Origin of the sequence: Sphingobacterium sp. UBA3519, from assembly GCF_002377215.1 — a bacterium.
Taxonomy (GTDB): Bacteria; Bacteroidota; Bacteroidia; order Sphingobacteriales; family Sphingobacteriaceae; genus Sphingobacterium; species Sphingobacterium multivorum.
Genome location: NZ_DFPI01000026.1, coordinates 239,782 through 265,939 on the forward strand (window position 1 = coordinate 239,782; position 26,158 = coordinate 265,939).

General features: G+C 40.4%; 20 protein-coding genes. 8 read left to right on the forward strand and 12 right to left on the reverse strand.

The genetic code is table 11. From position 1 onward, the window contains the following. Positions 1 to 62 precede the first annotated feature (62 nt). The 3 genes from B3297_RS18160 to B3297_RS18170 are packed head-to-tail and all read left to right on the forward strand — an operon-like array spanning position 63 to position 1,969. Entirely contained in the window at positions 63 to 989 is a 927-nt protein-coding gene (locus B3297_RS18160) for a ring-cleaving dioxygenase (RefSeq protein ID WP_070565329.1), read from the forward strand. A 38-nt stretch (positions 990 to 1,027) separates the two neighbouring features. After that, positions 1,028 to 1,327 carry a GNAT family N-acetyltransferase gene (locus B3297_RS18165; RefSeq protein ID WP_046672947.1) on the forward strand — a complete coding sequence of 100 codons (300 nt, stop codon included), beginning with the start codon at positions 1,028 to 1,030 and terminating at the stop codon, positions 1,325 to 1,327. Between the two features lie 24 nt (positions 1,328 to 1,351). Continuing rightward, positions 1,352 to 1,969: an alpha/beta hydrolase gene (locus B3297_RS18170; RefSeq protein ID WP_070565331.1), complete on the forward strand. Its 618-nt coding sequence runs from the start codon at positions 1,352 to 1,354 to the stop codon at positions 1,967 to 1,969. An 85-nt stretch (positions 1,970 to 2,054) separates the two neighbouring features. On the opposite strand, the gene B3297_RS18175 is transcribed toward B3297_RS18170, so the two are convergent. Continuing rightward, positions 2,055 to 3,338, reverse strand: coding sequence for a Gfo/Idh/MocA family protein (locus tag B3297_RS18175; RefSeq protein WP_070565333.1), 1,284 nt, complete (start codon positions 3,336 to 3,338; stop codon positions 2,055 to 2,057). Positions 3,339 to 3,912: 574 nt separating this feature from the next. Here B3297_RS18175 and B3297_RS18180 point away from each other — a divergent pair. Both B3297_RS18180 and B3297_RS18185 read left to right on the forward strand, forming a co-directional pair. Continuing rightward, positions 3,913 to 4,104 carry a cold-shock protein gene (locus tag B3297_RS18180; RefSeq protein WP_046672944.1) on the forward strand — a complete coding sequence of 64 codons (192 nt, stop codon included), beginning with the start codon at positions 3,913 to 3,915 and terminating at the stop codon, positions 4,102 to 4,104. A gap of 186 nt (positions 4,105 to 4,290) precedes the next feature. Continuing rightward, positions 4,291 to 5,415 (forward strand): DEAD/DEAH box helicase, encoded by a 1,125-nt coding sequence (locus B3297_RS18185; RefSeq protein ID WP_070565335.1) that lies wholly within the window; start codon positions 4,291 to 4,293, stop codon positions 5,413 to 5,415. Between the two features lie 63 nt (positions 5,416 to 5,478). Here the strand turns inward: B3297_RS18185 and B3297_RS18190 are convergent, their stop codons facing one another. From B3297_RS18190 to B3297_RS18200, 3 genes are all read right to left on the reverse strand, one after another. Further along, positions 5,479 to 7,746: a cation:proton antiporter gene (locus B3297_RS18190; protein ID WP_070565337.1), complete on the reverse strand. Its 2,268-nt coding sequence runs from the start codon at positions 7,744 to 7,746 to the stop codon at positions 5,479 to 5,481. Positions 7,747 to 7,923: 177 nt separating this feature from the next. Then, positions 7,924 to 8,646, reverse strand: a complete 723-nt coding sequence (locus B3297_RS18195; RefSeq protein ID WP_070565339.1) for a LytR/AlgR family response regulator transcription factor — start codon at positions 8,644 to 8,646, stop codon at positions 7,924 to 7,926. Continuing rightward, positions 8,636 to 9,376, reverse strand: a complete 741-nt coding sequence (locus tag B3297_RS18200) for a histidine kinase (RefSeq protein WP_083295901.1) — start codon at positions 9,374 to 9,376, stop codon at positions 8,636 to 8,638. The genes B3297_RS18195 and B3297_RS18200 overlap by 11 nt, the downstream gene beginning before the upstream one ends. A gap of 294 nt (positions 9,377 to 9,670) precedes the next feature. Between B3297_RS18200 and B3297_RS18205 the strand changes: the two genes are divergently transcribed. Further along, positions 9,671 to 9,889, forward strand: coding sequence for a hypothetical protein (locus tag B3297_RS18205; protein WP_046672939.1), 219 nt, complete (start codon positions 9,671 to 9,673; stop codon positions 9,887 to 9,889). 123 nt (positions 9,890 to 10,012) lie between these two features. Here the strand turns inward: B3297_RS18205 and B3297_RS18210 are convergent, their stop codons facing one another. After that, positions 10,013 to 11,191: a thiolase family protein gene (locus tag B3297_RS18210; RefSeq protein WP_286779225.1), complete on the reverse strand. Its 1,179-nt coding sequence runs from the start codon at positions 11,189 to 11,191 to the stop codon at positions 10,013 to 10,015. A gap of 318 nt (positions 11,192 to 11,509) precedes the next feature. Here B3297_RS18210 and B3297_RS18215 point away from each other — a divergent pair, with 318 nt between their 5' ends. Then, positions 11,510 to 12,685, forward strand: a complete 1,176-nt coding sequence (locus B3297_RS18215) for an acyl-CoA dehydrogenase family protein (RefSeq protein WP_070565343.1) — start codon at positions 11,510 to 11,512, stop codon at positions 12,683 to 12,685. Between the two features lie 28 nt (positions 12,686 to 12,713). Then, positions 12,714 to 14,825 (forward strand): 3-hydroxyacyl-CoA dehydrogenase NAD-binding domain-containing protein, encoded by a 2,112-nt coding sequence (locus B3297_RS18220; protein WP_070565345.1) that lies wholly within the window; start codon positions 12,714 to 12,716, stop codon positions 14,823 to 14,825. Between the two features lie 201 nt (positions 14,826 to 15,026). Here B3297_RS18220 and B3297_RS18225 read toward each other — a convergent pair whose 3' ends face one another. From B3297_RS18225 to B3297_RS18255, 7 genes are all read right to left on the reverse strand, one after another. After that, complete coding sequence (locus B3297_RS18225; RefSeq protein WP_070565347.1) at positions 15,027 to 16,478, reverse strand: bifunctional 2-methylcitrate dehydratase/aconitate hydratase; 1,452 nt, start codon at positions 16,476 to 16,478, stop codon at positions 15,027 to 15,029. Between the two features lie 121 nt (positions 16,479 to 16,599). Beyond that, on the reverse strand, positions 16,600 to 17,751 hold the full coding sequence (gene prpC, locus B3297_RS18230; RefSeq protein ID WP_070565664.1) for a bifunctional 2-methylcitrate synthase/citrate synthase: 1,152 nt from the start codon (positions 17,749 to 17,751) through the stop codon (positions 16,600 to 16,602). Between the two features lie 10 nt (positions 17,752 to 17,761). Then, positions 17,762 to 18,637: a methylisocitrate lyase gene (prpB, locus tag B3297_RS18235; protein WP_286779226.1), complete on the reverse strand. Its 876-nt coding sequence runs from the start codon at positions 18,635 to 18,637 to the stop codon at positions 17,762 to 17,764. Positions 18,638 to 19,071: 434 nt separating this feature from the next. Beyond that, the gene (locus tag B3297_RS18240) at positions 19,072 to 20,583 is read right to left on the reverse strand and encodes a SusD/RagB family nutrient-binding outer membrane lipoprotein (protein WP_070565667.1); all 1,512 of its coding nucleotides are present in this window, start codon (positions 20,581 to 20,583) and stop codon (positions 19,072 to 19,074) included. A gap of 45 nt (positions 20,584 to 20,628) precedes the next feature. After that, positions 20,629 to 23,862 (reverse strand): SusC/RagA family TonB-linked outer membrane protein, encoded by a 3,234-nt coding sequence (locus tag B3297_RS18245; RefSeq protein ID WP_070565349.1) that lies wholly within the window; start codon positions 23,860 to 23,862, stop codon positions 20,629 to 20,631. A 271-nt stretch (positions 23,863 to 24,133) separates the two neighbouring features. Next, positions 24,134 to 24,757, reverse strand: coding sequence for a peptide chain release factor H (prfH, locus tag B3297_RS18250; RefSeq protein WP_070565350.1), 624 nt, complete (start codon positions 24,755 to 24,757; stop codon positions 24,134 to 24,136). 5 nt (positions 24,758 to 24,762) lie between these two features. Further along, a complete protein-coding gene (locus B3297_RS18255) occupies positions 24,763 to 26,154 on the reverse strand; it encodes an RtcB family protein (RefSeq protein ID WP_070565669.1) in 1,392 nt (463 codons plus the stop codon). Between the last annotated feature and the right edge of the window lie 4 nt (positions 26,155 to 26,158).

Here is a 26,158-nt window from a genome sequence, read left to right on the forward strand (position 1 = left end):
CAATAAAATTCCTTATTGCGCGATGTAACTTTACGTCAGTTAAGAAAATAAAATTATCAGCTATGGAAAATAAAATATTAGGACTACATCACATTACGGCGATAGCAGACAATGCAAAGCGAAATCTCGATTTCTATACAAAAGTACTGGGCGTACGCCTTGTCAAAAAAACAGTTAATTTCGACGACCCAAGCACCTACCACTTCTATTTCGGTAATGAACAGGGCGAACCAGGAACGATTCTTACGTTTTTCCCTTGGGAAGGTATCGGAAAGGGTACTCCGGGAGCGGGAATGGCGACTCATATTGGCTATGCCGTACCTCAAGGGAGTTTGGATTTCTGGAAAAATCGCTTAGCGGAACATCAGATTAGTTTACAGGAAAATGAGATTTTTGGAGAGAAGCTGATTTCATTTAATGATCCCGATGGATTGCAACTTCAGTTTATTGAAACTAACGACCCTAGAAAGGCATGGACAACTACCGACGTCAATGCAGATCATGCGCTAAAAGGATTCCATAATGTCACGCTTTCATTAAAAGAAGCAGATCCAACTATACGCGTATTGACCGATATTTTAGGTTATTCGTTTCATCAGCAGGATGAGAACCGCTATAGATTAACAACTGACAGCATTGAAACAGCAAACATTGTCGACATAATAGCGGATAAAAATCTGCCCTATGGCAAAAATGCGGCCGGCACAAACCATCATATCGCATTCCGGGTAAAGGATGATAATGTATTGATGGAGTATCGCGAAAAGGTCCTTTCGGCAGGGCTGAATATCACAGAAAAAATAAATAGAGATTACTTTTTCTCACTCTATTTTCGTGAACCTGGCGGTGTCTTATTTGAAATCGCGACAGACAATCCCGGGTTTACAGTAGATGAACCCTTATCCACTTTAGGAGCGGCACTCAAATTGCCAAAACAATATGAAAGCTATCGTTCGCAGATTGAACAGACATTGCCAAAAATCGATTAATAAAAGTTTATAAAAATCATTTTACAAAAGAAAAAGTTATGGAAAGAACTGAAATTGTATTAGACAAAAATCAACGTGGGGAGCTCCAATTATTCTCCGACGATCACAAAGCAGGTTTAATGAGCATCGCTATCATTGACGGGAATTTAGTAGTTTACCATACAGAGGTAGACGAAGCTTATGAAGGCCGAGGATTTGCCAAAATACTTCTTGAGAAATTGGTATCTCATGCGCGTGAAAACAACATGAAAATTGTTCCTTTATGTCCTTATGTAAATGCACAGTTTCATCGTCATCCAGAGCTTTATCAGGATGTTTGGTTTAAAAAAACGGTATAAATTACCATAAAAAGAAGGGACAAAATGAGTCATTCAATCAATATTAAAACGGCTGGGCAAAGTTTGGAACAGGCAAAAAAAGCCATCGTCATGATCCATGGTCGTGGGGGAAGTGCAGAAGACATCCTTGGTATGTCATCCTATCTTCATGTCGATAATTTTGCGTTACTTGCACCACAGGCAGAAAATCACAGCTGGTACCCCTATTCTTTTATTGCTCCCGTACAAGAGAACGAACCCTGGTTGAGTTCTGCAATTGATCTGATCGATCATACGGTCAAACTAGCTTTAGCCAATGGAATCCTCACCGAAAACATCTATTTTTTTGGTTTTTCTCAGGGTGCCTGTTTAACACTAGAATACCTTACACGGCATGGTCAACGCTATGGTGGTGCTATAGCAATTATTGGCGGAGTAATCGGTGAAGAAATTAACAGGGATAATTACAAGGGTGACTTTGCTCAAACACCTATTTTTATAGGCACTAGCGATCCAGATTTCCATGTTCCTCTTGAACGGGTGGAAGCTACAGTAGCCATCTTAGAACAAATGAATGCCAATGTAAAGCTCATGGTATATCAAAACGCAGGCCACTCCATCAACCGCGAGGAGATCGATCTTGCAAACGAATTCGTTCTTTAAAAAAGACAGAAATGATCCATTGGTAAGAGTGATCCATTGGTTGTTGATTAACTATGATTAATCAACAACCAATTTTTTCGACACATTAGACTTTAGGGTATTTATAGCCATTATGATAAACTGATGCCAGGTACCTATTCGCTTTCTGATCCGTAAAATGCTGTTGTTCTTTATCCCAATAGAGTTTTTGTCCTGTCCTAAATGCAATATTTCCCAATTGAGAAAAGATGGCAATATGGGCTCCTACTTCAATTGGTGCATGGAGTATTTGTGGATTACGTTGGCGAATGGCAGCCACAAAATTTTCCATATGTTTATCCAAGCCATTGTCTAAAGAAGGTTGGATAGAGACCGCTTCCATCCTTCCTTTTTCTGGAATGACCTCCCATCCCGATCTATTCAACACCAGCGTACCATTGTTACCAATAAATGCGACACCATGATTACGATTATAAGGTCCGAGATCAATACCCTTAGCATGCTCCCATTGGATGTTGAAGCCCTCAAACTCATATACGGCAGTCATGGTATCAGGCGTTTGGCCAGCATCGTCCGGGAATGCGAACTTACCTCCTGAGGCCATGATGGATTTTGGATCAGAAACTTTCATCCCCAGTAAAGCATAATCCAACATATGCACGCCCCAATCTGTCATCAAACCACCCGCATAGTCCCAAAACCAGCGGAAATTAAAGTGGAATCGATTCGAATTAAATGGTCTTTTTTGTGCCGGACCTAGCCATTCCGTATAATGCACACCTGCGGGAACCGGTTCATCGGGTACAATGGGAATAGCACTTTTCCACCCCTGATAAGACCAAGCTTTCACCAATCGTATTTTACCTAATTTACCCGAATGAACAAAATCAATGGCGTCCTGGAAATGTTGCTGGCTCCGTTGCCACTGTCCAACTTGCACAATAGCCTTATTCTTTTTTGCCGCCTGAACCATTAATTGACATTCAAGGATAGAGTTACCAATAGGCTTTTCGACATAGACGTGTTTCCCCGCATTTACGGCATCGATCATTTGCAGGCAATGCCAATGATCCGGAGTTGCAATAATGACCGCATCCACCATTGGGCTGTTGAGCATTTTTTTATAATCTACAAATGTTTCGACATGTATGTTTCTTTTTTGAAGTTCTTCCGCTCTCTTTTTAAGAATATTTTCATCCACATCGCAAAGAGCGGTACAAACCAAGCCATCATTCTTTAACAACGCATTCAAATCAGCCCAGCCCATACCATTTACACCAATTAATCCAACCCGGATGGATTGATCTAAAAAGGTTGAACCTTTCGCATTTAAAAAAAATGTTGAAGCAGCTAAAACAGTAGACGTTTTGATAAAATCTTTTCTATTCATTGGATATTGGTTTAAGTTTTGTTTTTAACGGATATCATCTAAATATCAAATACGAATAGACTACATATGCTTGGATGAATGCCATTTAACAAGAATTACGTTCTTTATTATTAAAAACAAATTACTTCGATGAAAATACAAAAATGAATTTAGGTGCTCGCAAAAAGCATTGTAAAATATATATCGACAATTGTTGCGGAACCTTATGGACAAAACGAAAAAATGGTCGAGTTAGAATCACTCGACCATACATCTACCTATGAAAAACATGCCCGTGGGAGGGGCGCATGAAGTTAATACTAATTTCACGAAGAACAAACATTTTAAAAAATATTTATCTAAATAATTAATAATACCATTAACAATGGAATTATTAATTGATCATGTTACATTGGTTGGAGGGATTGTGTTTTATTAGGCATTTATGTTCAATAATTTCTTTCCTCTAGCGCTGTTCCAATCAACATCTTCTTCAAAAAAAGCCTCAGTTACAGAACACATTTTATAATTCATTTAAAAAAAATAAAAGATTAATCATTTATTATGCCTACCTTGCCGCACTTAATTAAAAATAATGAATACAGGTAAAATTAAATTTTTCAATGAAACTAAAGGTTTTGGTTTTATTACACCAGAGGATGGTAGTGCAGATGTTTTCGTACACGTTTCTGCGCTTAAAAACCAAGTATCTGAAGGCGACGTTGTAACTTATGATGTAGAAAGAACTCCAAAGGGGATCAGCGCTACAAATGTAAAATTGGCGTAATCCAAAAAATACACTTTCTTGTTAATGGGGTAATTCTTAATGACTTATCCCATTTCTTTTTCCTATTCTTCCTTTACAATTTTTCAGCAATCCTTTACTTTTCCGTTGAAGACTTTTAGTTTTCAAATAAAAGCATAAAAAGGATTCTCAAAGGTTTTATTTAAGACAAATTCGAACATACTATTTATGGAATTTAAACAACTCAGTTTAATCGCTCCGCTTTTAAAAGCAATAACAGAAACAGGCTACACACACCCCACTGCAATTCAACAGAAAGCCATTCCAGTTGTATTGCAAGGCAACGATCTTATTGGTTGTGCACAAACGGGAACAGGCAAAACCGCCGCTTTTGCACTTCCGCTTTTACAACGTCTTGAAGAAACTAAGACTTCAGGTAAGCTCGTTCCGATTAGGGCTTTGATCCTTACGCCAACACGTGAACTAGCCATTCAAATTGGAGACAATATAAACTTATACCGGAAATATCTAAAACTAAACTACTGCACTATTTTCGGTGGTGTAAGCCAAGAAAAACAAGTTAAAGAAATTAAAAAGGGCGTCGATATTCTTGTAGCTACCCCAGGCCGCTTACTGGATTTAATGAATCAAAAAATAGTTTCTCTAGATAAAATCGAAATCTTAATATTGGACGAGGCGGACAATATGCTGGACATGGGCTTTATTCATGACATCAAAAAGATCCTGGCCAAAGTTCCGTCAAAACGACAAACATTATTCTTCTCGGCAACGATGCCACCCAATATCCGTAAATTTGCACATGGCATATTACATAAACCTATTGAAGTTGACGTCACCCCGGTAAGCTCAACGGCCGAGAAAGTCAATCAATCTGTATTTTTTGTTGAAAAGAAGGATAAGATCAAATTATTGACGAGCATACTAAAAAAGCTGAAGCATGAGCGTACCATTGTCTTCTCCCGAACAAAACACGGAGCGGATAAAATCGTTAAGTTACTTGCGAAAAATGGTTTGAGAGCAGCAGCCATTCACGGAAATAAATCTCAAAATGCGAGACAAAAAGCGCTAGGTGAATTTAAGGACAGTCATCTTAAAATATTGATCGCTACCGATATTGCTGCAAGAGGAATTGATATCGAACAACTCCCCCTTGTGATTAATTATGATCTCCCTAATGTACCGGAAACCTACGTTCATCGCATCGGAAGAACAGGAAGAGCTGGCCAGGAAGGAAAAGCCGTTTCTTTTTGCGATGTAGAAGAAAGACCATATTTAGCTGATATTGAAAAATTAATCGGACTAAAAATCAAAATAGAAAAGATCAATAAATAGATCTTTATAAAACCTCAAGTAAAAGGCCCTAAATTATTGGATTTAGGGCCTTTTATGTTTTATTTATGGTTTGCGATCTGCCATCAACAGTGTCGATGGCGTGAAAGGAAGCCAATGTACTTTTTTATTGACAATTTTGTTCCAGCTGGGAAGGCTGATCAACATTAAGTCTTGCTCCTGCCAGGTCTCACGGTTTAACTCTTTTTCAGTTATTGTAAGATGATTTGGTACAAGTTGTTCCAATTGCCTCAATTTCTCTTTAAAGCTCTCATTGGTTTTCAGCACTTGGTTGAGATCCCACACAATGACTTGAGCATCGGAATGCTGTATTAGACGCTGTATCATTTCACCAAGAAATTCATCGTTTTTTAAGACAACAGGAACAACCACACGATTTGCCTTTAGAAAATTTTTATCGATTAAGATACCTACCTGTGCATTTACTTTAGCATTGATTTGCTGATTTCGATCGAAAGTCATGAAAGGAGACTCTGCATTTGTAACCGTATGGAATAACTTCTCGGGATTCACAATCCGGGTAGTAAAATCTAAAAAACGCCCCAGTAAGCTTCCCTCATAAATTGATTCACTGACACCCAACAATAATAAGTCCTGATTGCGCTCATTGGAAGTTTGAACAATCTCATTGTCAATATCACTGGAGATTTTAAAAATTGTCTGGATCGGTTGCTCAAGCTGCATCGCCACCTGCTTAATTTCACGGAAACTATCCAGCTCCTGGATTTCCACTTCATAATGATGTAATTCGTTGGCAGGCTCAATATGTAATGCCGTAATTTCAGCGTTCTTTTTTGATTTCAACGTTAAAGCATCAGCCAGATACAATAGTGAAATCCCCGTGTTACTTTTCGCAAAAGACAGTAGAATCTTAAATTTTGATTTATCACGGAAATCTTCCTGTAGTGAATTTTTCTTAGGTCGATAGAGGAAATTGATTAAATCTAAAGATGGTCCCGTCATAAAAGTAGTGACCAACGCCATTACAACCATCATCGAAAATAATTCAGCACTTAAAACGCCAAGATCGTATCCAATATTGAGGACGATAAGTTCCATTAGCCCCCGCGTGTTCATTAAGGCACCAATACTCAAACTATCTTTCCAGCTTTGACCAACAAAGCGCGCCGCTAACGTACTACCTGCAAATTTACCAATAACCGCAACCAAAATAATCCCAATGGTAATCATCCATAACTGAGGGTCATTAAGCAGACCGATCTGCGTGCGGAGACCTGTAAAGACAAAGAATAAAGGTAATAGTAACAAGGTTGAAACATCTTCGATTTTTTCGATAAATGCTGTCCGGAATCGACTCCCTTCGGGCATAATAGCTCCGGCCATAAATGCTCCAAAAAGTGCATGGATTCCGATTACTTCGGTCGCATAAGCCGACAATAACAGCACAATAAAGAAAATAGCAACAACAGGCTTACTTAGGGCTTCTTTACTTCCTTTTACCTCTCCAACGCGCATCAAAAATGGACGAACGATCTTAATCATGATGAGCACATAGGCAACAGCCAGCCCGATGGTATATAATGCACTAGCAAAATCACCCGCTTTGACAATTGCTATCACGACAGCCAGAATACACCAAGCTGTAGTATCGTCTGCAGCGGCGCAGGTAATCGCCATTGCACCTAACTTACTTTTTTGCAACCCCCTTTCTTGTATAATTCTAGCAAGAACAGGAAACGCTGTTATACTCATGGAAATACCAATAAACAAGCTGTAGGATAGAAACTCTACATTTGTGGGTGGATGGAATAGGTATAAAAAATAAGCCAGTGAAATTCCCAACGTAAATGGGATCACAATGCTTGCATGAGAAATGACAACAGCATCATGCGCTTTATTTCGCAGCACATTCAGGTCCAGCTCCATTCCAATGATAAACATAAATAAGATTAGCCCAATTTGGCTCAGAAACTGCAAGTTACTAAGCGATTCTACAGGAAAAAGTGTATGCGAAAATTCGGGAAAATGGAGTCCCAGCAACGATGGCCCCAATATGATACCGGCGAGCATCTCTCCTATGACGACAGGCTGCTTAATCTTTATGCAAATCCAGCCCATGATACGTGCAGCGATAATGATTGTCACGATTTGCGCCAGTAATATCGCTAGCGGATGCTGCAGACTATGGAATAAGGTTGATGTAAAATCGTTCCAGGCACCTTGACTTGTTTTCTGTCCACGCAGCAGCTCTGGAGCCTCCAGCTGTGTCCCCAAATGAATCACCCAATACATCACACCGAGTAACGTACCCACTAACACTACGTAGAAAATTGTATTCCTATATCTCCTCATCTTCAATGGCAATTAAAATAAATATAATGACAATAGCATACTAAGTCCCGACCAATATTCTTTAAACAAAGGGGGGATAAAATACATTCTCAACAAAAATATAATTCTGTTGCAGTTTTAATGCCTTTCAGCAGGTAGGTCTAAGAAAATATGTAATGAACCAAAAGAATTTTGTAATCAACTGAATTTCTCGAAAAACATTTTCTTGTACGATTCGCCCAAATTAAAAACAAGGGGTAGATTTTGTTCGTCCAACAAAGTGCTTGTAATTTCATCAGCCGAGAAAAATTTGACGATCTTGGCTGCAATGATCTCTTTTTTATTGATACGGATAAAATCCTGTTCAGGCAAGATCTCCATCAGCTTATCAAAGCTTATATTTTTCAATAAAATAAATGAACCATCCGCCAAATAAACTGTTTTATCCCGGCTGTCTACTTCAGCTATTTGAACATAGTTAATCTGTTCGAAATACAATACTGTTTTTCCTTTATTCGTATTAAATTGCGCAAACGAGACAGTTTCAGATCGCTTGCTGATTAGCTGCTCAACCTTCATAATGGCTTGTTGAAGACGTTCCAAGGACAGTGGTTTACGCATATAATCTACTGCGTTGATGTCAAATGCCTCGCTCGCATATTGTTTATATGCGGTAGAAAACACAATTGGAAAGTCTTTTAGCTCTATGGCTAGATCAAATCCGTTAAATTCCGGCATTTCAATATCCAGAATACAAAAATCAAAACTCAAATTGCGGTATTCACTCAATAATACAGTTGGATCATTAAAAGTTTTCACCACCTCCAAGCCAGGAATCTGTTCACATAGCATTTTCAAAAATCTCAAGCTTGGTATTTCATCATCCAAAAGAATACATTTCAAATTTTTTTCAATCGGCATACAATCTAATTTGAAGGTGGGCAGTATAAACATCATTTTCTACAAATCTGCGCAGATGATGTCTACCTGGATAATACAACATGAGACGCTCTTCCAAGGTTTTGCTACCTATTCCACTTTTAGACTTTTGCAATGGTGAACGTTTTGATATTCGATTGTTTACAACTAATTCGAATAAACCGTTCTTAAAGGTCAACATGATTGCGATAAAAGAATCCGGACCGTGAAAGTCCGCATGCTTAAACGCATTTTCAATTAAATCAACCGACATCAGAGGAACAAAAGAAGGTGTGTTCAATATAGCGTCATTTAGTTCATCAATATCAAATTTTACGCGGATATCAAATAAAGGGCTTAATTTAACTTTATTAATCTCAATGAGATTGCGGGCAAATTCAATTTCGGCCTTTGGTGAAACGAGCTCATCTTCACTTTCATACAACACGTAATCCAATACCATGGCCAATTTGTCCATCGTATAATAGGTTTGATAAGCATGGGAAAGTATTCCGTTCAACGAATTTTTAAGCAAATGTGGATTTAATTGAGCCCGATGGAAATGTGCTATCTTTTGATTGTCCATACGATTAAAAAGATCTTTTTGTCGTCTATTTTCGACCTCCAATTTCCGGTATTTTTGTCTTAACAATAGAAACAAAACCAATACTACAGCAACAATGGTCAGCAATAATAGAATGATTATATTCGAGATTTCAGTTGTCATGTTCATCCAAACTTAGTTAAAATTTCATTCTAAACGAAAAACCAGTTGCAGAAAACCTGGATAATCAAACTCGTTAACGATCAAATGAAATCTGAGCAATCTAAACAAAATACAGCACTGTAAAATTCTTATGTATTTATTACAAAAATTAACAGTTTCATTACAATTTAGTCACTTTGAAACATTAATTTCAGATTATTATCCTTATATTGAGACTATTGTAATTAGCCGATCAAATGATTGTCTACGCTATTTTGGTTAAACCCGCCTGATTTTTAATCAGGCCTAATATGAAACACTATGGAAAAGCTCATTTTCGAAACTAATGCACAACATCCCAGTCTTGTAGACAAAATTAAACAAGCTGTTGAAAAACTGAATGGCATCCACGAATGGAAAATCGACTTGGATTCTATTTACAATCTGTTAACCATAGAAGGCATTCGATTAAACCCGACGGAAATCGAATCGGAGCTTGCGCTCCATGGCGTCGAAGCAAGTCGTCTATATGAAGAGTAGACAAACGACTTGATAGCAAATAAAATAAGTTTCTTGGAAGCTAGATGGTTAATAACAACCGAATTCAATAAAACTGAACTTCTTCCAGCATAAGATTAATGCATTCTTATGCTGGAAGAAGCATCAAATCTTTTTAATAACCATGGCAGAGGCACCGCCGCCACCATTACATATCGCAGCCAGTCCTAATGATCCCCCTTCCTGTCTTAAGATACTACTAAGTGTTACCACAATTCTAGCTCCCGAACATCCCAATGGATGCCCCAAAGATACCGCCCCCCCATAAACGTTTACTTTGTTCAAGGGTAAGCCTAAAATTTGTGCATTTGCCAAAGCGACAACAGAAAAGGCTTCATTAAATTCGAAATAATCAATATCATCAATGGTAAGGCCTGCTTTTTTTAATAGTTTATTTGTGGCAATACTAGGCGTTGTCGTAAACCATTCTGGCTCTTGTTCAGCATCAGCATAAGCAATAATCTCGGCTAAGGGGACAAGTCCAAGTTCTTCCAATTTTTCACCAGACATGAGCAGTACCGCAGCAGCTCCATCACTTATCGTCGATGCGTTCGCTGCAGTTACAGTCCCCTCTTTTTTGAAAGCGGGTTTAAGCTCAGGTATCTTGTCAAAATTAACCTGAGAAAACTCTTCATCCCGCGAAACAAGCACCTCTCCTTTTCGACTCTGTACCGTTATAGGTTGGACTTCGCTCAAAAACTTATTTTTTTGCCAAGCATCGAGACTTCTTTTATAGGAACTTATTGCATAATTATCCTGTTCTTCACGACCAATATGATATTTTTCGGCGCATAGTTCCGCGAAGACTCCCATGGCATCATTTGAATAGGCATCACTCAAGCCATCGCGTTGCAAGCCATCACTCAGGCTTTGAGCACCAAACTTAGCACCCCAGCGCATAGCATCTGCATAGTAAGGTACCCTGCTCATGCTTTCCATCCCCCCTGCAATCACAACATCCGCATCTCCCAATAGAATACTCTGCGCAGCAACCGCTATGGCTTTCATGCCACTTGCACATACTTTATTGATGGTTGTTGCAGTTGTATGATCTGATAAACCGGCGAAACGAGCAACCTGTCGAGCCGGCGCTTGTCCTAAATCAGCTTGCAAAACAGCCCCCATAATAATCTCGTCGACTAAATCACTGGCAATTCCAGCTTCATCAACAACCGCTCGGACAACCCGGGCTGCGAGCTTCGTGGCTGAAATTGACGATAGCGCTCCACCAAAGCTTCCAATTGGTGTACGTTTCGCTGCAACGATAAATACGCTTTTTGACATGATATAAAAATTTATAATTGTTTTGCTAAAATTAGGAGGCCTATCCTAAGCGTATCCGCAACAGCCCTTCCTCGTCTTAAAGATAAAAAATATAACAGATACCCCACAACAAGTCGGTTTTATTTTTTTTATAAAAACAGAATAAATAGAAAAAAAACAACCCAAAAACTTCCCTACTTAAACTATTAAACGAAAAATAAAGAATAAAAATTTGTAAAAAGCCAAGCCTTTTCGTTAAATTCGTTTAGATAACATCCTAATGGACGGGCATTCAAAAGGCCCCCTTACATAAGATAACCAGAAGCAAGATAAACGATTATGCAGACAATCCGGTTTACAGCTGAACATCAGATTTTTCGCGATACACTTCGCGCATTTATTCGAAAAGAGATTACACCTTACATCGATGATTGGGAAAAACAGAGGGAGATCGACCGGAAAGTGTGGAAGAAAATGGGTGATATGGGATTTATGGGTCTCAATTATCCAGAAGTGTATGGCGGACTAGAACTCGATTTTTATTATTCCTTGATACTCTGCGAAGAATTATCGTATTGTTTTTCTGGCGGATTTACCATTTCCGCGCTTGTCATTCAGTTTATGTCGGCTCCATACCTACTGAAATATGGATCAGAAGATCTGAAAGTACGCTATCTTAAACCGGTTATTGCTGGTGATATGATCAGCGCTGTTGCTATTACTGAACCCGGGGCTGGTTCTGACGTAAAGCAGATCAAAACAACAGCTGTCCGCGACGGAGATTTTTATATTGTCAACGGATCTAAAACATTTATTACCAACGGTTACTACGGTGATTTTTTCATTACAGCAGTCAAAACGGCTCCTGACCAAGGAACAAAAGGAATAAGCTTGTTAATTATTGACAGAAATGCAAGCGGAGTCTCTTCAAACAAAATCAATAAATTAGGTTGGCACGCCTCAGACACTGCCGAACTAGGTTTTAATAATGTGCGAGTCCCTATTTCTCACCTTGTTGGCATTGCCGGAGAAGGATTTCGCTATTTAATGGATGGACTTCAGTTGGAAAGGCTTACCGCAGCTGTTCATAGTCTCGCTACCGCAGAATCCGCGTTTCAATACACGCTTGATTATATCGCACAACGCGAAGCCTTTGGAAAAAAGATCCAGGAATTTCAAACCATACGGCACCGGATCGCACAAATGGCAGCCAATATTGCTACCACGAAAGCCTTTGTCTACCATTGTTGTGATCTCCAAGACCAAAACGAATATGCAGTCCAAGAATGTTCCATAGCGAAGCTACAAGCAAGTGAGCTCGCCGTCAATGTCGTAAACCAATGTCTCCAATTATTTGGCGGTTATGGCTTTACAGAAGATTATAAAATCGCACGTTTATATCGCGATGTCCGTGTCGGCACCATTATCGGAGGAACCTCAGAAATCATGCTCGAAATTATCGCGAAAATGACAATAGATCATGTGACTTATCAATCCGGAAAGTCCAAACAATAGAAAGCTTTTAAAAATCAGGACCAATACAATGGATGAAAATAAATCTTATAGGACACACCCTCTCTTTCGTGTAGAACAGGATAATCATCATATCATTACAATCCAACCTCTATCGGCAGCAGCTCCAGAGCAGTTGGATATGATAGGCTATCTCACACAATTTGTCGATTTGGTTACGTTCATTCTCGAACGGGAAGATACGGTAGGCGTCGTATACACTTGCCCGATTCAAGACGAAAAAATTGAGTATGCGCAATTATTTAGGCAGTTTTCTTCGAGCCGCTCGAGCCCTTCGGACTTATTCGAGCTTACATCAAAAGTTTTGCGTTGGGAAACGTTTAAAAAGCCAATTGTCTCTCTTTTCACTAACAATTGTACTGCGATTGCCCTAGCGACTATGCTATGGTCTAATTATCGTATCGCCTCCGAAACACTTCAGTTTGGCTTTCCGGAAAGTAGGTATGGTTTGTTTACGGCTTTTGGTGCAACGATCTATTTGCCAGCATTGATAGGTACTGAAAATGCCCTAAGTCTGCTGACACAAAGCAAACTTGTGAGCAGTGAAGAAGCACATCAACTTGGGTTAATCAATGAATTGGCGCAGAAGCCGGACGATTGCCTACCTTTAGCAAAAAACTGGATTCTTCATCCTCCCAGCATTGATGCCAACCAGCACACAAAACAAATGGACGAACTGGGGCCCGAAGCAATTCTCGCTATCCAAAAAAAAGCACGCGGCTTATACGCCGGCACAAATGCAGTTATTGAATTATTACAAAAAAAACAATTATCTACACCGTTTGAGGCCGCCGAGCAGGAAGCAAACTTGTACCTGCACGTATTAAGACGTCCCGAGCCACTCAGCATGGTCCGTACACTTCATTATGGTGTCCAATTGGCGAAATCACCCAAAACTATAAATCATTTTGAAGATTATAGCCTAAAAAAAATAGGCATTCTGGGTGCTGGAATGATGGGTTCGGGGATCGCTTATGAGGCGGCCCGGGCAGGAATAGAAGTTGCTTTAAAAGACGTTACACTTTCCCAAGCCCAACGCGGCAAAGCTTATGCTAAGCAGGTTTGTGAAAAATCACTGGCTTTAGGGGCCATGACCGCATCCCAAGGGGAACAATTGCTTGCACGCATAAAACCAACGGAACAAGTCGGTGATCTGAATGGATCTGACTGTATTATTGAAGCTGTATTTGAAGATTTCCACCTAAAAGCTAATGTCACACAAGAAAGCTTACCCTATTTAAGTGAAAATGGGTTCTTCGCGACAAATACGACATCATTGCCCATTACGGAGCTTGCTTTCGCAAGCTCCGAACCTAAAAGTTTTATCGGCATGCATTTCTTTTCTCCTGTTGACCGCATGCCTCTTGTCGAAATCATCTGTGGTAAACAAACCGCGCAAAAAACGTTGGAGAAAGCACTCACCACAGCTTTACGCCTCAATAAAATTCCGATAGTCGTACAAGACGGTCCAGGTTTTTTCACCTCGCGTATTTTCTTCAACTATTTACTGGAGGGTATTACAATGGTATTGGAAGGAATCTCTCCAACTCTTATTGAAGAGGAAGCGATAGCTGCAGGTTTTGCCGTAGGTCCCTTAGCGGTATTAGACGAAATCTCCTTGGAACTAATGCTCCATGTATATGATCAACTTCCACAACTACATGCCAGCCAAAAGCGCGCATACAATTACCTCAAAGGTATGGTGGATCAAGGAAGAAAAGGAAAAAAATCAGGCGCCGGATTCTACGATTATGACACTGAAACCAAAAAGAAGAAAATTTGGAAAAACCCTATAATTGCATCTGTAAAGGAAAATATAACGGCTACAATTATCCGTAAGCGTTTATTGCATGTTATGGCATTGGATAGTTACCGATGCCTCGCAGAAGGTGTACTTCATCAACCCATCGATGGCGATATTGGTTCCATCTTAGGGGTTGGTTATGCAAGCCATACAGGGGGGGTATTCGGTCACATCGATCTCACAACACTTCCTCTATTCGTTTCGGAATGTCAACTATTTCAGCCCTACGGTGAACAATGGGATATTCCAGCATCTTTAAGAGAGCTGGCAGATAAAGATTTCAGATTTTATAATGGTTTCGACTCAAACTGGTCTTAAAACCGACCTGTGCTCAACTGAAGAAGTTGTCTAGCACCTATTAAATGCTACCCTAACAGATAACCATTAAAGGGTTAAAAAACTACCAAACAAAGGATTACATCTTTAAAACTAAATATTCTATATAATTGCGTAATGATGTTATAAAGTACTAAACAAAAGCTAGGGCGAAAAATAGGGTGAGTCGCCCTAGCTATATCATTAGCGCACAAACAAATCCATGAGACGCGAAACATCCTGTTCGAGGAAAGTATCGTAGTCCAAGGTAGCTGCAAGTATTTCCTTTTGCTGTTTTTCAGAAAATACCCGAGCAAGATTTGTTTTGTATTTTTCAATTAACTTAGGTATTCCTTCTGCCCTCCTTCTTGGATGACCTATTGGGTATTCGACAACGACCTCAGGCAATAAGGTCCCATCAGTCAATTCAATGGTCAAAGCATTTGATATCGCCCGCTTTTGTGGATCGTGATAATCAAGGGTGAATTGAGTATCTTCGATACAATAAATTTTATCGCGCAGTGCATCAATTCTTGGATCAGAAGCGATATGATTTTCATAATCTTCAGCTGTCAGACGTCCAAAGATCAGCGGCACAGCAACCATATACTGAATACAGTGATCACGGTCTGCAGGGTTGTGCAAAGGCCCCTTTTTATCGATAATCCGGATAGCCGCTTCATGTGTACGAATGGTAACACGGGCAATATCCGAAGTACTTTTTCCGAATTCCTTCAATTGCTGATGAAGTAACATTGCTGCTTCGGCTGCAGTCTGTGCATGGAACTCAGCGGGAAAAGAAATCTTAAAAAGAATATTCTCCATCACATATGATCCGTAAGCACGTTGAAATTTAAATGCACTTCCTTTAAAGGATACATCGTAGAATCCCCAGATTGGAGCTGTCAAAACAGATGGATAGCCCATTTCTCCTGTTTTTGCGATCATGGCCAGTCGAACAGCACGTGAAGTTGCATCTCCGGCTGCCCATGATTTTCGGCTACCTGTATTTGGTGCATGCCGATAAGTGCGTAAAGCTTGTCCATCGACAAAAGCCAAAGAAACCGCGTTGAGCAATTCCTCTCTTGTGAGACCAAGGAGCCTACCTACCACCGCTGTTGAAGCTACCTTAACCAAAATAACATGGTCCAAACCCACTTTATTAAACGAGTTTTCAAGCGCCAAAACACCTTGTATCTCATGAGCCATAATCATTGCCTCGAGCACCACTTTAGTTTTCAATGGTTTTTGACCATGCGTAATATTGGTTCGGCTCAACCAATCTGCGACAGCTAAAATTCCCCCTAAATTATCGGATGGATGGCCCCATTCTGCAGCTAGCCAGGTATCATTAAAATCCAGCCATCGAATAATCGTGCCGATATTGAAGGCAGCCTGAATGGGATCCAATTGAAAATTTGTACCCGGCACCCTTGCACCATTCGGTACAACGGTCCCTGCCACAACTGGCCCCAACAATTTAGTACAGGCAGGATAAGTCAATGCTTCCAAGCCGCAGCCGATGGTATCGAGAAAACAGTAAAATGCTGTATTCCAAGCAACTTTTTCCTCAATTTTATAATTTAGGACATAATCCACAATGTCCACTAAAACCTGATCCGGTTGTGGTCTTTCATTTGATATTGCTGAACTCATTCGTGTATTTCGTATAAGACTATCGTTCTATTTATTAATATAATTCGTTTTTTTTATGCGCTAAATTCTTCCTCTCCCCCCTGTTCAAAAAGCACTTTAAACACCTTTCATTAATCCAAATTTACCGTTCGGAAAGAGGTACAAAAGGTCTATCATCGGGACCAATGTAGTTTGCACTCGGCCGGATAATTTTTCCATCCTGACGTTGCTCAAAAACATGCGCTGACCAGCCTGTTATACGTGAGAGAACAAATAAGGGCGTAAACATCTCCGTTGGAATCCCCATAATATGATAGGACACGGCGGAGTACCAATCCAGGTTCGGAAACATTTTCTTTTCTTCCCACATAACTTTTTCCAACCGCTCCGCGATCAGGTAGAGTGTCATGTCTCCTGCTTCTTCCGACAGCTCTCTCGCAACTTGTTTTATCACTTGATTTCTTGGATCCGAGATCGTATACACCGGATGGCCAAATCCAATAATGACTTCTTTATTTGCCAATCGTCTTCGGATATCCTCTTCCGCCTCATCAGCATTTGCATAACGACTCTGAATTTCGAAAGCGACCTCATTGGCTCCGCCATGCTTAGGTCCACGTAGCGCACCTATTGCCCCTACTATACAGGAATACATATCTGATCCTGTTCCTGCAATTACCCGAGCGGTGAATGTGGATGCGTTGAATTCATGCTCCGCATATAAATTAAGTGAAATTTGCATCGCTCTCACCCAAGACGGCGATGGGACCTTTCCGTGCAGGAGATGTAGAAAATGTCCGCCTAAAGTGGAGTCCGAAGTCTCAACCTGCACCTCACGTCCATGCTGACTAAAGTGATACCAGTACAACAGTGCTGAAGCCATCGATGCCATCAGACGAGTTGCAATATCCCGTGCACCAGCAATGGGATGACTATCCTTTTCTGGCGATACACTACCGAAAAACGAAACATAAGTCCGTAAAACATCCATGGCATGGGCTGTAGATGGCAACTGCTTAAGGACTTGTTGAACAGTAATAGGTAGGCCACGTTGACTGATCAACTGACTTTGATACGTGACGAGCTGCGCCTGTGTTGGTAGACTTCCATAAATAAGTAAGTAAGCAACCTCTTCAAAACTTGCCTGATGCGCCAGATCTAAAATATCATAACCCCTATAATGCAGATCATTACCACTTTTTCCGACAGTACTCAAAGCCGTATTACCAGCTGTTACACCAGAAAGTGCTACACTTTTTTTAGGCTTAAAACCTGCGCCGTTTGTCTCTTCCATCTGAATATAATTATTTGTTAAACAATTGATCCAATCGATTTTCATAAGCATAATAATCGATACTTCTGTATAACTCCTCTCTCGTCTGCATATCGTCGATCACATTCAGCTGCCACCCATCTTCCCGAATATGACGATAAACAGTTGTAGCGGCTTTATTAGCTGCACGGAAGGCAGATAGCGGATAAAGGACAATAGAAACATCCGCTTGACGAAGTTCATCCAGGCCAAACAACGGTGTTTGTCCAAATTCGGTGATATTCGCCAAAATCGGAAGGCCTGTTGCCGCACTAAATTGAACGTATTGCTCCAAATGATGCACCGCCTCGGCAAAAATAAAATCCGCTCCGGCTTCTTTATAAGCCACTGCCCTTTCCAAAGCAAGCTCAAGGCCTTCGGAAGCCAGTGCATCTGTACGTGCACCAATGGCAAAATGTTCATCCGTGCGTGCATCCACCGCCGCTTTCAGACGGTCAACCATTTCAGATCGAGAGACGAGCTCTTTCCCAGGCCGGTGCCCACAACGCTTAGCTCCCACCTGATCCTCCATGTGTACTGCCGCCGCGCCCACTTTAATTAAAGACTTTATTGTACGTGCCACATTGAATGCCGAAGGACCGAAGCCAGTATCAATATCCACCAGCAAAGGAAGCTTACACACATTTGTAATGCGATCCACATCAATCAAAACATCCTGAAGTGTTGTAATCCCAAGATCCGGAATCCCAAGAGAACCTGCTGCAACACCACCTCCAGAAAGATAAATAGCTTTAAAACCGGCCTGTTCAGCCAAAAGAGCATGATTCGCATTGATCGCTCCAACAATTTGTAATGGTTTTTCATTCTTGATCGCTTCCTTAAAAAGGAAGCCCGGGGATTTTATCATAATATCGAATTTGAAATTCCATGCCCTATAACCTCCTTTAGATGCAGGTTACAGCGACTACTTAAGTTTACTTAGTCTGAAGGAATTCTTTTGAGGCCCTTCCTCTTAAAGATACTAATTATCACCGCAATAAAACAAATTATTTTCTACATTAAAGGTCAATGACAGAAGAAAATACGGTAATAGTCCCTATTAATTATAAATAAATTATTTCAGCGGCTAAAGCTTTCCCGCAGTCTGCTAAATGGCCTTAACAACCGTGTACTATTTTTTCTAAGGGAGGATACAGTAGCAATCAAAAAGCCCCAACTTTTGATGTTGAGGCTTTATCAGAAAGGTTAACAGGACGTCTTGCACCGAAGGGGTAAAATTGTCATTAAAACGAGCAAAAAAAAGCGGGATCTTTCGATACCCGCTCAATAAAGCATTTTAAACTAGTTTTTACCGTTATTTTTAGCCCACCATAAGCGTTTTCCCCAGTTATAATCCACAGTCCCTTGCGCAGCTGCTGTAACGTTATCCGTATTATATAGGTATTCATTATTCGGATAAGGCAGGCGAAATGGTTGGTCTGTATGTGGAGTTGCTGAATTTTGAATTTTTGAAGGATAATTGGTGCTAGGAATTCCCGTCCTTCTATACAAACTCCAGGCTTCAAAATTTTCTTTAAATAAAGCGACCCACATATCCCAATAGATACGATCCTTCGACCCATCAAATTTTCCCGCTCCGGCTAAATAAGCATTCACAGCTGGTTCAGCAACTTCGTTATCTTCCATAGATAGCCTAACTGCTGTTTCATAGGCTGCTTTAGCTGTAATTCCAACATTATAACCTAATAATGCGGCTTCAGCCAACATATAATAAGTTTCACAGGCTTTATAAAAAGGTACTGCCCCAGCAGGGTTATTGATATAATGGAGTCCAATCCATGAAATTGATGTTGAAGGGGAAGGATTAGTCAACGAACCATTAACAAACCCAACATATTTACCGGCATTATTTTTCTGCGCAATGGACTCAATCCGAGGGTCGTTCGTTTCCGTTAAATGATTGATAAAAATATCAAACATTCCCCAATTGTTGATGCGTTTACCGTAAATACCAGACTCATACCAAGGTTCCATATAAGGCAGATTTCCAGGGAAAAACATTTGACAACTTTCCGCATTGGTCTCAATTAATGGATATTTTGTCTTATTTCCAGCAATTTCCTCTATTGTAGATTTAGCTAATGCCGGAGCAACGGAAGAAATGCGTATTGCCATCCGCAAGCGTAGCGAATTACAAAACTTCTGCCACCTTAACATTTGTGTTTTTACATCCGGACTACCACTATTAGCCTCTCCATAGATGACGTCATAGTTACCAACATCATCCGTTCCAATACCAGCCGCCAATTCATCAGCAATTGATTTGAGATCCGCTAAAACTGCGGGAAAAACATCCTCCTGTTTATCATATTTGGCTTTCAATACCGAACCATCTTCTGGCCGTCCTTTAAATGCCTCTGAATATGGAATATCACCCCAGCCGTCCAATAAATAAGACCACATGTAGTTATTCCAAATTCTTGCTATAGCCCTTGTATTTTTATACCCTTCAGCATTGGCTTCTGTCTTTTTAAGCAGGTCTTTCATTTGGGTGATATTATAGTAGCAAGCAGCCCAACGATTGCCATAGGTATTATTTGTCGGAATCAATCCACTCAGGTTATCTGGATATTGAATTTTAACAATATATCCAGCAAATGTACCATAACCATCAACGTCGCCGCCAAACTGGTCTCCGGCATTTCGCATCACGTTGACCAACATATTTTGTGGTGGAACGTCATTTAAAGCATCCGGATCGGTATTAATTTTCTCAAAATTTTTGGTACAACCTGTCACCAAAAGAACGGCTAACAAAGGCGTATATTTAAATTTTTTAATGAAAGTATTCATAATCATAATTTTTTGGGGTTCTATATCTTAAACTTTATGTATTAATTAAAATGTAAAACCAAGTTTAAGACCTATACTTCTTGAGTTTGGAACTGTCGCTTGCTCAAATCCTACACCTCTAGAATCGCTAGATACACCTCCCGCTTCGGGATCTAACCGCATCGTATTTGATTTATGCACCCAAAGCAAGGCTAAGTTGGTACCCGTTACAGAAATATTAGCCCGCTTAATCCCTTTTATTTTACTATATAAATGTTTTGGTAAATTATACGAAATATAGGCCTCTCTTAATTTCAGGAAAGAACCATCAAAAACATACATTTCGGCAATTCCGCCATTTTCGTACCAGTCCTGCGCTGACGTTTCTATGGTATTTGCAACCCAGCCTCCTTTTCCGTCCGACATTGCAAATCGTTCATTCTTCATCACATCCCGACCTGCTACAATTGCCCTTTCACGAATGCCATCCGCAGCAGTGATTTCAGCTATACCCGTCGCATAACCATGGGACATCGTTTGTGACCAAATATCTCCCCCCTTACGAAAATCGAGCATAAAGCCAAATCTAAAATCTTTAAAGGTGAAGTCATTACGCATCGAAGCCAAGAAGTCCGGCACAGCATTACCAATCACTTGACCATCAAGTGGTGTAGAAACCAGACCGTTAGAACCCACTTTAATAGCACCTTTCATCGGTCCATCTTTTACACGATCGTATCCGGGGCCAACCAAGCTTCCCCAAGGGCGCCCCACAGAAGCCATATTGGAGATGCCCCAAGTCCAACCCTGTCTGTAATCTTTCAAGCCCAATTCAGGATAAAGTTCAACAACCTTGTTATTATCTTTTGAGAAGTTGACAGTTGTTGTCCAATTCAATCCATCTTCACGTTTCAGGATATCACCGCGTAATTGAACTTCAATACCCTTGCTTCGAATTTCTCCCGCATTTAAGAAGATACTACTAAACCCAACCACATTGGAGGTCGTCACTGGAAGCAATTGTTTTTTATTTATTTTTTGATAATAGGTAAGGTCTAAATGAAGACGGTCTTTGAATAATCCAAGCTCAGTACCGATTTCATAAGAAGTGATAGCTTCAGGTTCCAGGCCTTCGATCGCATAGACCATACTCTTGTACATTTGCGCTAGGTTATTATAAGCATCTGTTTGTGCATAATAATAGTTTCCATTTTGATAAGGTTGTGTAGCGTTACCTACTTTCACCAAATTAAATCGCATTTTCCAAAAATTCAAATAATCACTTTTCAGACCTTCAAATGAAGCTGTCGGAATCCAGCTTAAACTTGCCGAAGGATAGAAAAAGGATTTCCGTAGTGTCGATGACCAGTCATTCCGTGCTGTCAGATCCAAATATAATTGATCTTTCCAGCCCAAATTTGCCTGAGCGTAAACCGAATTGGATCGGCCTTTCGAATGATCCATAAACGTGTAGGCATCTCCTATTTTATTCGCAATCGTATAAACGCCTAATACATTTAATCCTTTGGCCCCTAGTGTACTTGTTTCATATTGATAATCGCGGTAGTTAGCACCCAAAATACCTGTCAAACTCAAATCCCCAAATTGTTTATTGAAATTTGCGATAAAATCTGCATTAAAATCGGAATTGCTATTTTTTATGTCATTGAACTTACCATCTTGGTTATCAAAGTTAAAATAAGTCGTCTCAAACATATGTGTGTTATAGTAATCCAATCCTACACGTCCCTCAAATTTCAAAAAATCAAAAGGTTGATAATATAAGGATGTCTTACCGAAAACACGGTTCATCTTCATCGCATTACGGGATTCATGCATCGTATAAAAAGGATTCATATGATAAGCGGAATTCCAATTGTAATAGGTATATTTCCCTTGCGCATCTTTTTGATCCCAATTATTTTTCAAGTCTTGCATATCCACCTGGCGACCAAACCAGATCAGGCCGTTCATTGGATTTGCTGCATCATATCCCTGCGTGACCAAGTTGTTACTTTCTGTACGCGTAAAGTTACTCATAATGTCATAAGACACTTTATCGCTAACCTTATATTCATTGTTCAGCTGGGCAGTATATTTTTTCTGATCTGTATTAGGTACTGTTCCCTTTTGATCCCTAAAGGAAATAGATGCACGTGTAGAAGATCGATCTGATTTGGAAAGCAATGAAACATTATGGTTTTGGGAAAAACCTGTCTGGAAGAACTCTCTAACATTGTTTTTATGTGAATTCCATGCTGTTGCCTGGCGTACACCATTCACAACCGGACTGTTAAACTGTGGTATCAACAAACCAATGTCCATGCGAGGCCCCCAAGATTCATCGATATTATCATTAACACCAATGTTTCCTGTGCCATCAACGTAACTGAATGAATTCTGCGTTACATAATCCTGATAAGATAGATTTCCACCAAATTTCTTAAAACTGTATTCATCCCCCCGTGATCCTTGACCATATAAATTTTGGTACTTCGGTAAATTGGCGGCTCTGTCGATGGAAAAATTACCATCGTATGAAATCTGGACTCCGTTTTCGGCCCGTTTTCCAGATTTTGTGGTAATCATAATAACGCCTGTACCAGCACGCATACCGTATAGTGCTGCTGCCCCACCTTTCAGTACGTTGATGCTTTCGATATCATCTGGATTAATGTCGTTTAGACCCGAACCGTAATCCACCCCAGTATAGGTATTATCTCCGGAACGCTGAGAGTTATTTGTAATAGGAATACCATCCACTACGATAAGCGGTTGCTGGTTTGCCTGTAACGACGTGTTTCCGCGGATCGAAATACGCGCTGAAGATCCGATCGCTCCACCAAATTGGTTTATTTGGACACCTGCAACTTTACCCGCCAATGCTCCTGTTAGACTATGTTGTCCGGCATCTGTCAATTCCTTGGCTTTAACCTCCTGCATGGCATAACCCAACGATTTCTTCTCTCTTGTGATACCTAATGCGGTAACCACCACTTCGTCTAAATTCTCCGCTGAAGATTCTAATGTAATGCTTAAATTCGTTTGATTATTCAGTTGAAACTGCTTGGATTTATAACCAACTGCAGTGACATTTAAAACTCCTCCACCTGTATATGTTAATGAAAATCCACCATCAATTCCTGTCTGCGTGCCGGCACCGCCTCGAATGGTTACCGATACCCCTGGTATTGGTTTGCCATCCTGATCCAACACTTTACCTTTAAGTGCTGTTTGGGCATAAAGCGCAGAACATACTAGTATATTGGATGCTAGTATTGCAATACTTCTTTTGTTCATAAGCTAGTCTCTGTTAGTTAGTTTAAAATGCTTTTATAAAATCTAAATTATGCAAATGTTAAAACAGAGCACGCTATGATATTGACCAATATTACCTATATTTTAACATCAAATGTTAAAATATTACAAGTCTAACACAGCTAAATTTAAATCATTGACCTTCCACAAATAAACCGCGAGCATTTTTCAAATAAAAAAATTAACGCTAAAAAACAAACCCTTGCCAAAATACTAGCAAGGGTTTTCGCTTCAGTAAAACAGTAAAAATAACTTACTTTTCAATAAATTTTTGTCCATGAAAGACGCGTTTTGCCTGTCCCCGTGACACCTCGATTTGATTTTTCCATTTTTGTGCTTTGGCCGCGTTTAATGTGGCCTGCCCTAAATCCCGAAGACGTGCAGCCAGGCGCAGCATTGCAATCTCCTTATTCTGCAATTGGGATCTCGTATCCATCACCTGAACACTTACCCCTGTCGGTGCATGCGTAGCTCTGACGCCAGAACTTACTTTATTGACATGCTGCCCACCTGCGCCGCTACTCCGCATTGTTTGGAAATATACATCTTTCAAATTCAACAGTTTTTCCTTTTCCTCAGGATCGTACATTTTAACGTCGACAAACCAATTCTTCCGTTTGTGTAAAGGACGAAAAGGGCTTTTACACACCCAACAGATTGTGCCAATCCAATGATCAATCAATTGTTCCATATCTCTTCCGCTCAATCTGACGATTAACGAACAAGGAAGTCCATCAACGTCTTCTCTTTCTATTTCCGTGACTTCTACGCCAACTTTACGGCATTCAACAGCGAGTCTATCGAATACTAACCGGACAGCCATATTACATTCCTTAGGACCTCGTCCCGAAGAAATCTGTAGATACCTTTCTTCCATCACCTTTATTTGTCCATACGCACAATCTTCGGACTAAACGTTCCGAGAACATTCACCAGTTCCTCCTGCAATTTCATCACCCGATGAATATCTTTATAAGCACGTGGCGACTCATCCAATGCGCCCCCGATCAACTCCACACCACATGCTTCCAGCTCTTTCAACATGGCGCTTTTTGTTAAATTATTTTTGCAGGCAGATCTCGACATGACCCGCCCCGCTCCATGGGATGCCGACTGTAAACTTAAGGGGTTTCCCCTCCCTTCCACAATGAACCCCGGTGCTGTCATCGAGCCGGGAATCACCCCCAACACACCCTTTCCAGCAGGAGTTGCTCCCTTCCGATGAACGATACATTCCTCACCATTCACGAATTCCTTCCATGCGAAATTATGATGATTTTCGATCGTTACCACGGGGTTACATCCAAGTGCTTTAGCCAAACGTCGGTGGATATCCGTATGACAGGCCTGAGCATAGTCCCCTGCCAAATTCATTGCCATCCAATATTCTTGTCCTTCTTGGGTTGATAAATCCAACCAGGCCAAATGCTGCACATGACGAGGTAATGGACACAGTTGGGCAGCCAGACTCGTATAATGTTTAGCGATATGTGCTCCCAGGCCGCGAGAACCACTATGGGATAAAATCCCCAAATACTGCCCTGGATCCATCCCCCATTCGTTCCGCACGGTATGAAGCTCAACAATGCCCATTTCGACAAAATGATTTCCGCTGCCAGAAGTCCCGAATTGCCTATAAGCTTTCCCCAACAGGGATTTTAACAGCGGGATTTCCTGAAATTCCGTCCTACTGAAAATGATGTGATCAGACTTCTCACGATGCGTGTCGGTTAAACCAAATTTGGTATTTTCCTTCAATATATTTCTTAGTTGAAATTCTCGTCCTTTAAAATAACTGCCAGGTAAATCGAATATCGACAGGCTCATCCGGCAACCGATATCCACCCCGACACCATAGGGTATAACGGCATTTTCTGTAGCCAGCACCCCACCGATGGGAAGCCCATAACCTGTATGTGCATCTGGCATCAATGCACCTTGCCTTGAAATAGGCAATTGCAATGCATCGTACAATTGTCTTTTCGCCTGCTCATCAATTTCATTTGCACCAAATATGTTAAATGGAGCTCCATGCGCGCTCAGCTCCCGGACACGTATTTCTATGGGCTGCACCAGTCCTTCAGAAAGCTTTCCCCATATTTTATGCTTCATAAATCGCTCTGGAGCTTCTAAAAGCTCAGCAAGTTCAAGAAGAATGGTTTCTTTATTTTCTTTCTTTCGATACCTTGTGATCAGTCCCAAAGCTGTGTTAACTATATTATTTTGTGGAAAACCTATTTTTATTAGATCTTTTCCAGATAATTTACTTCCCATTTTT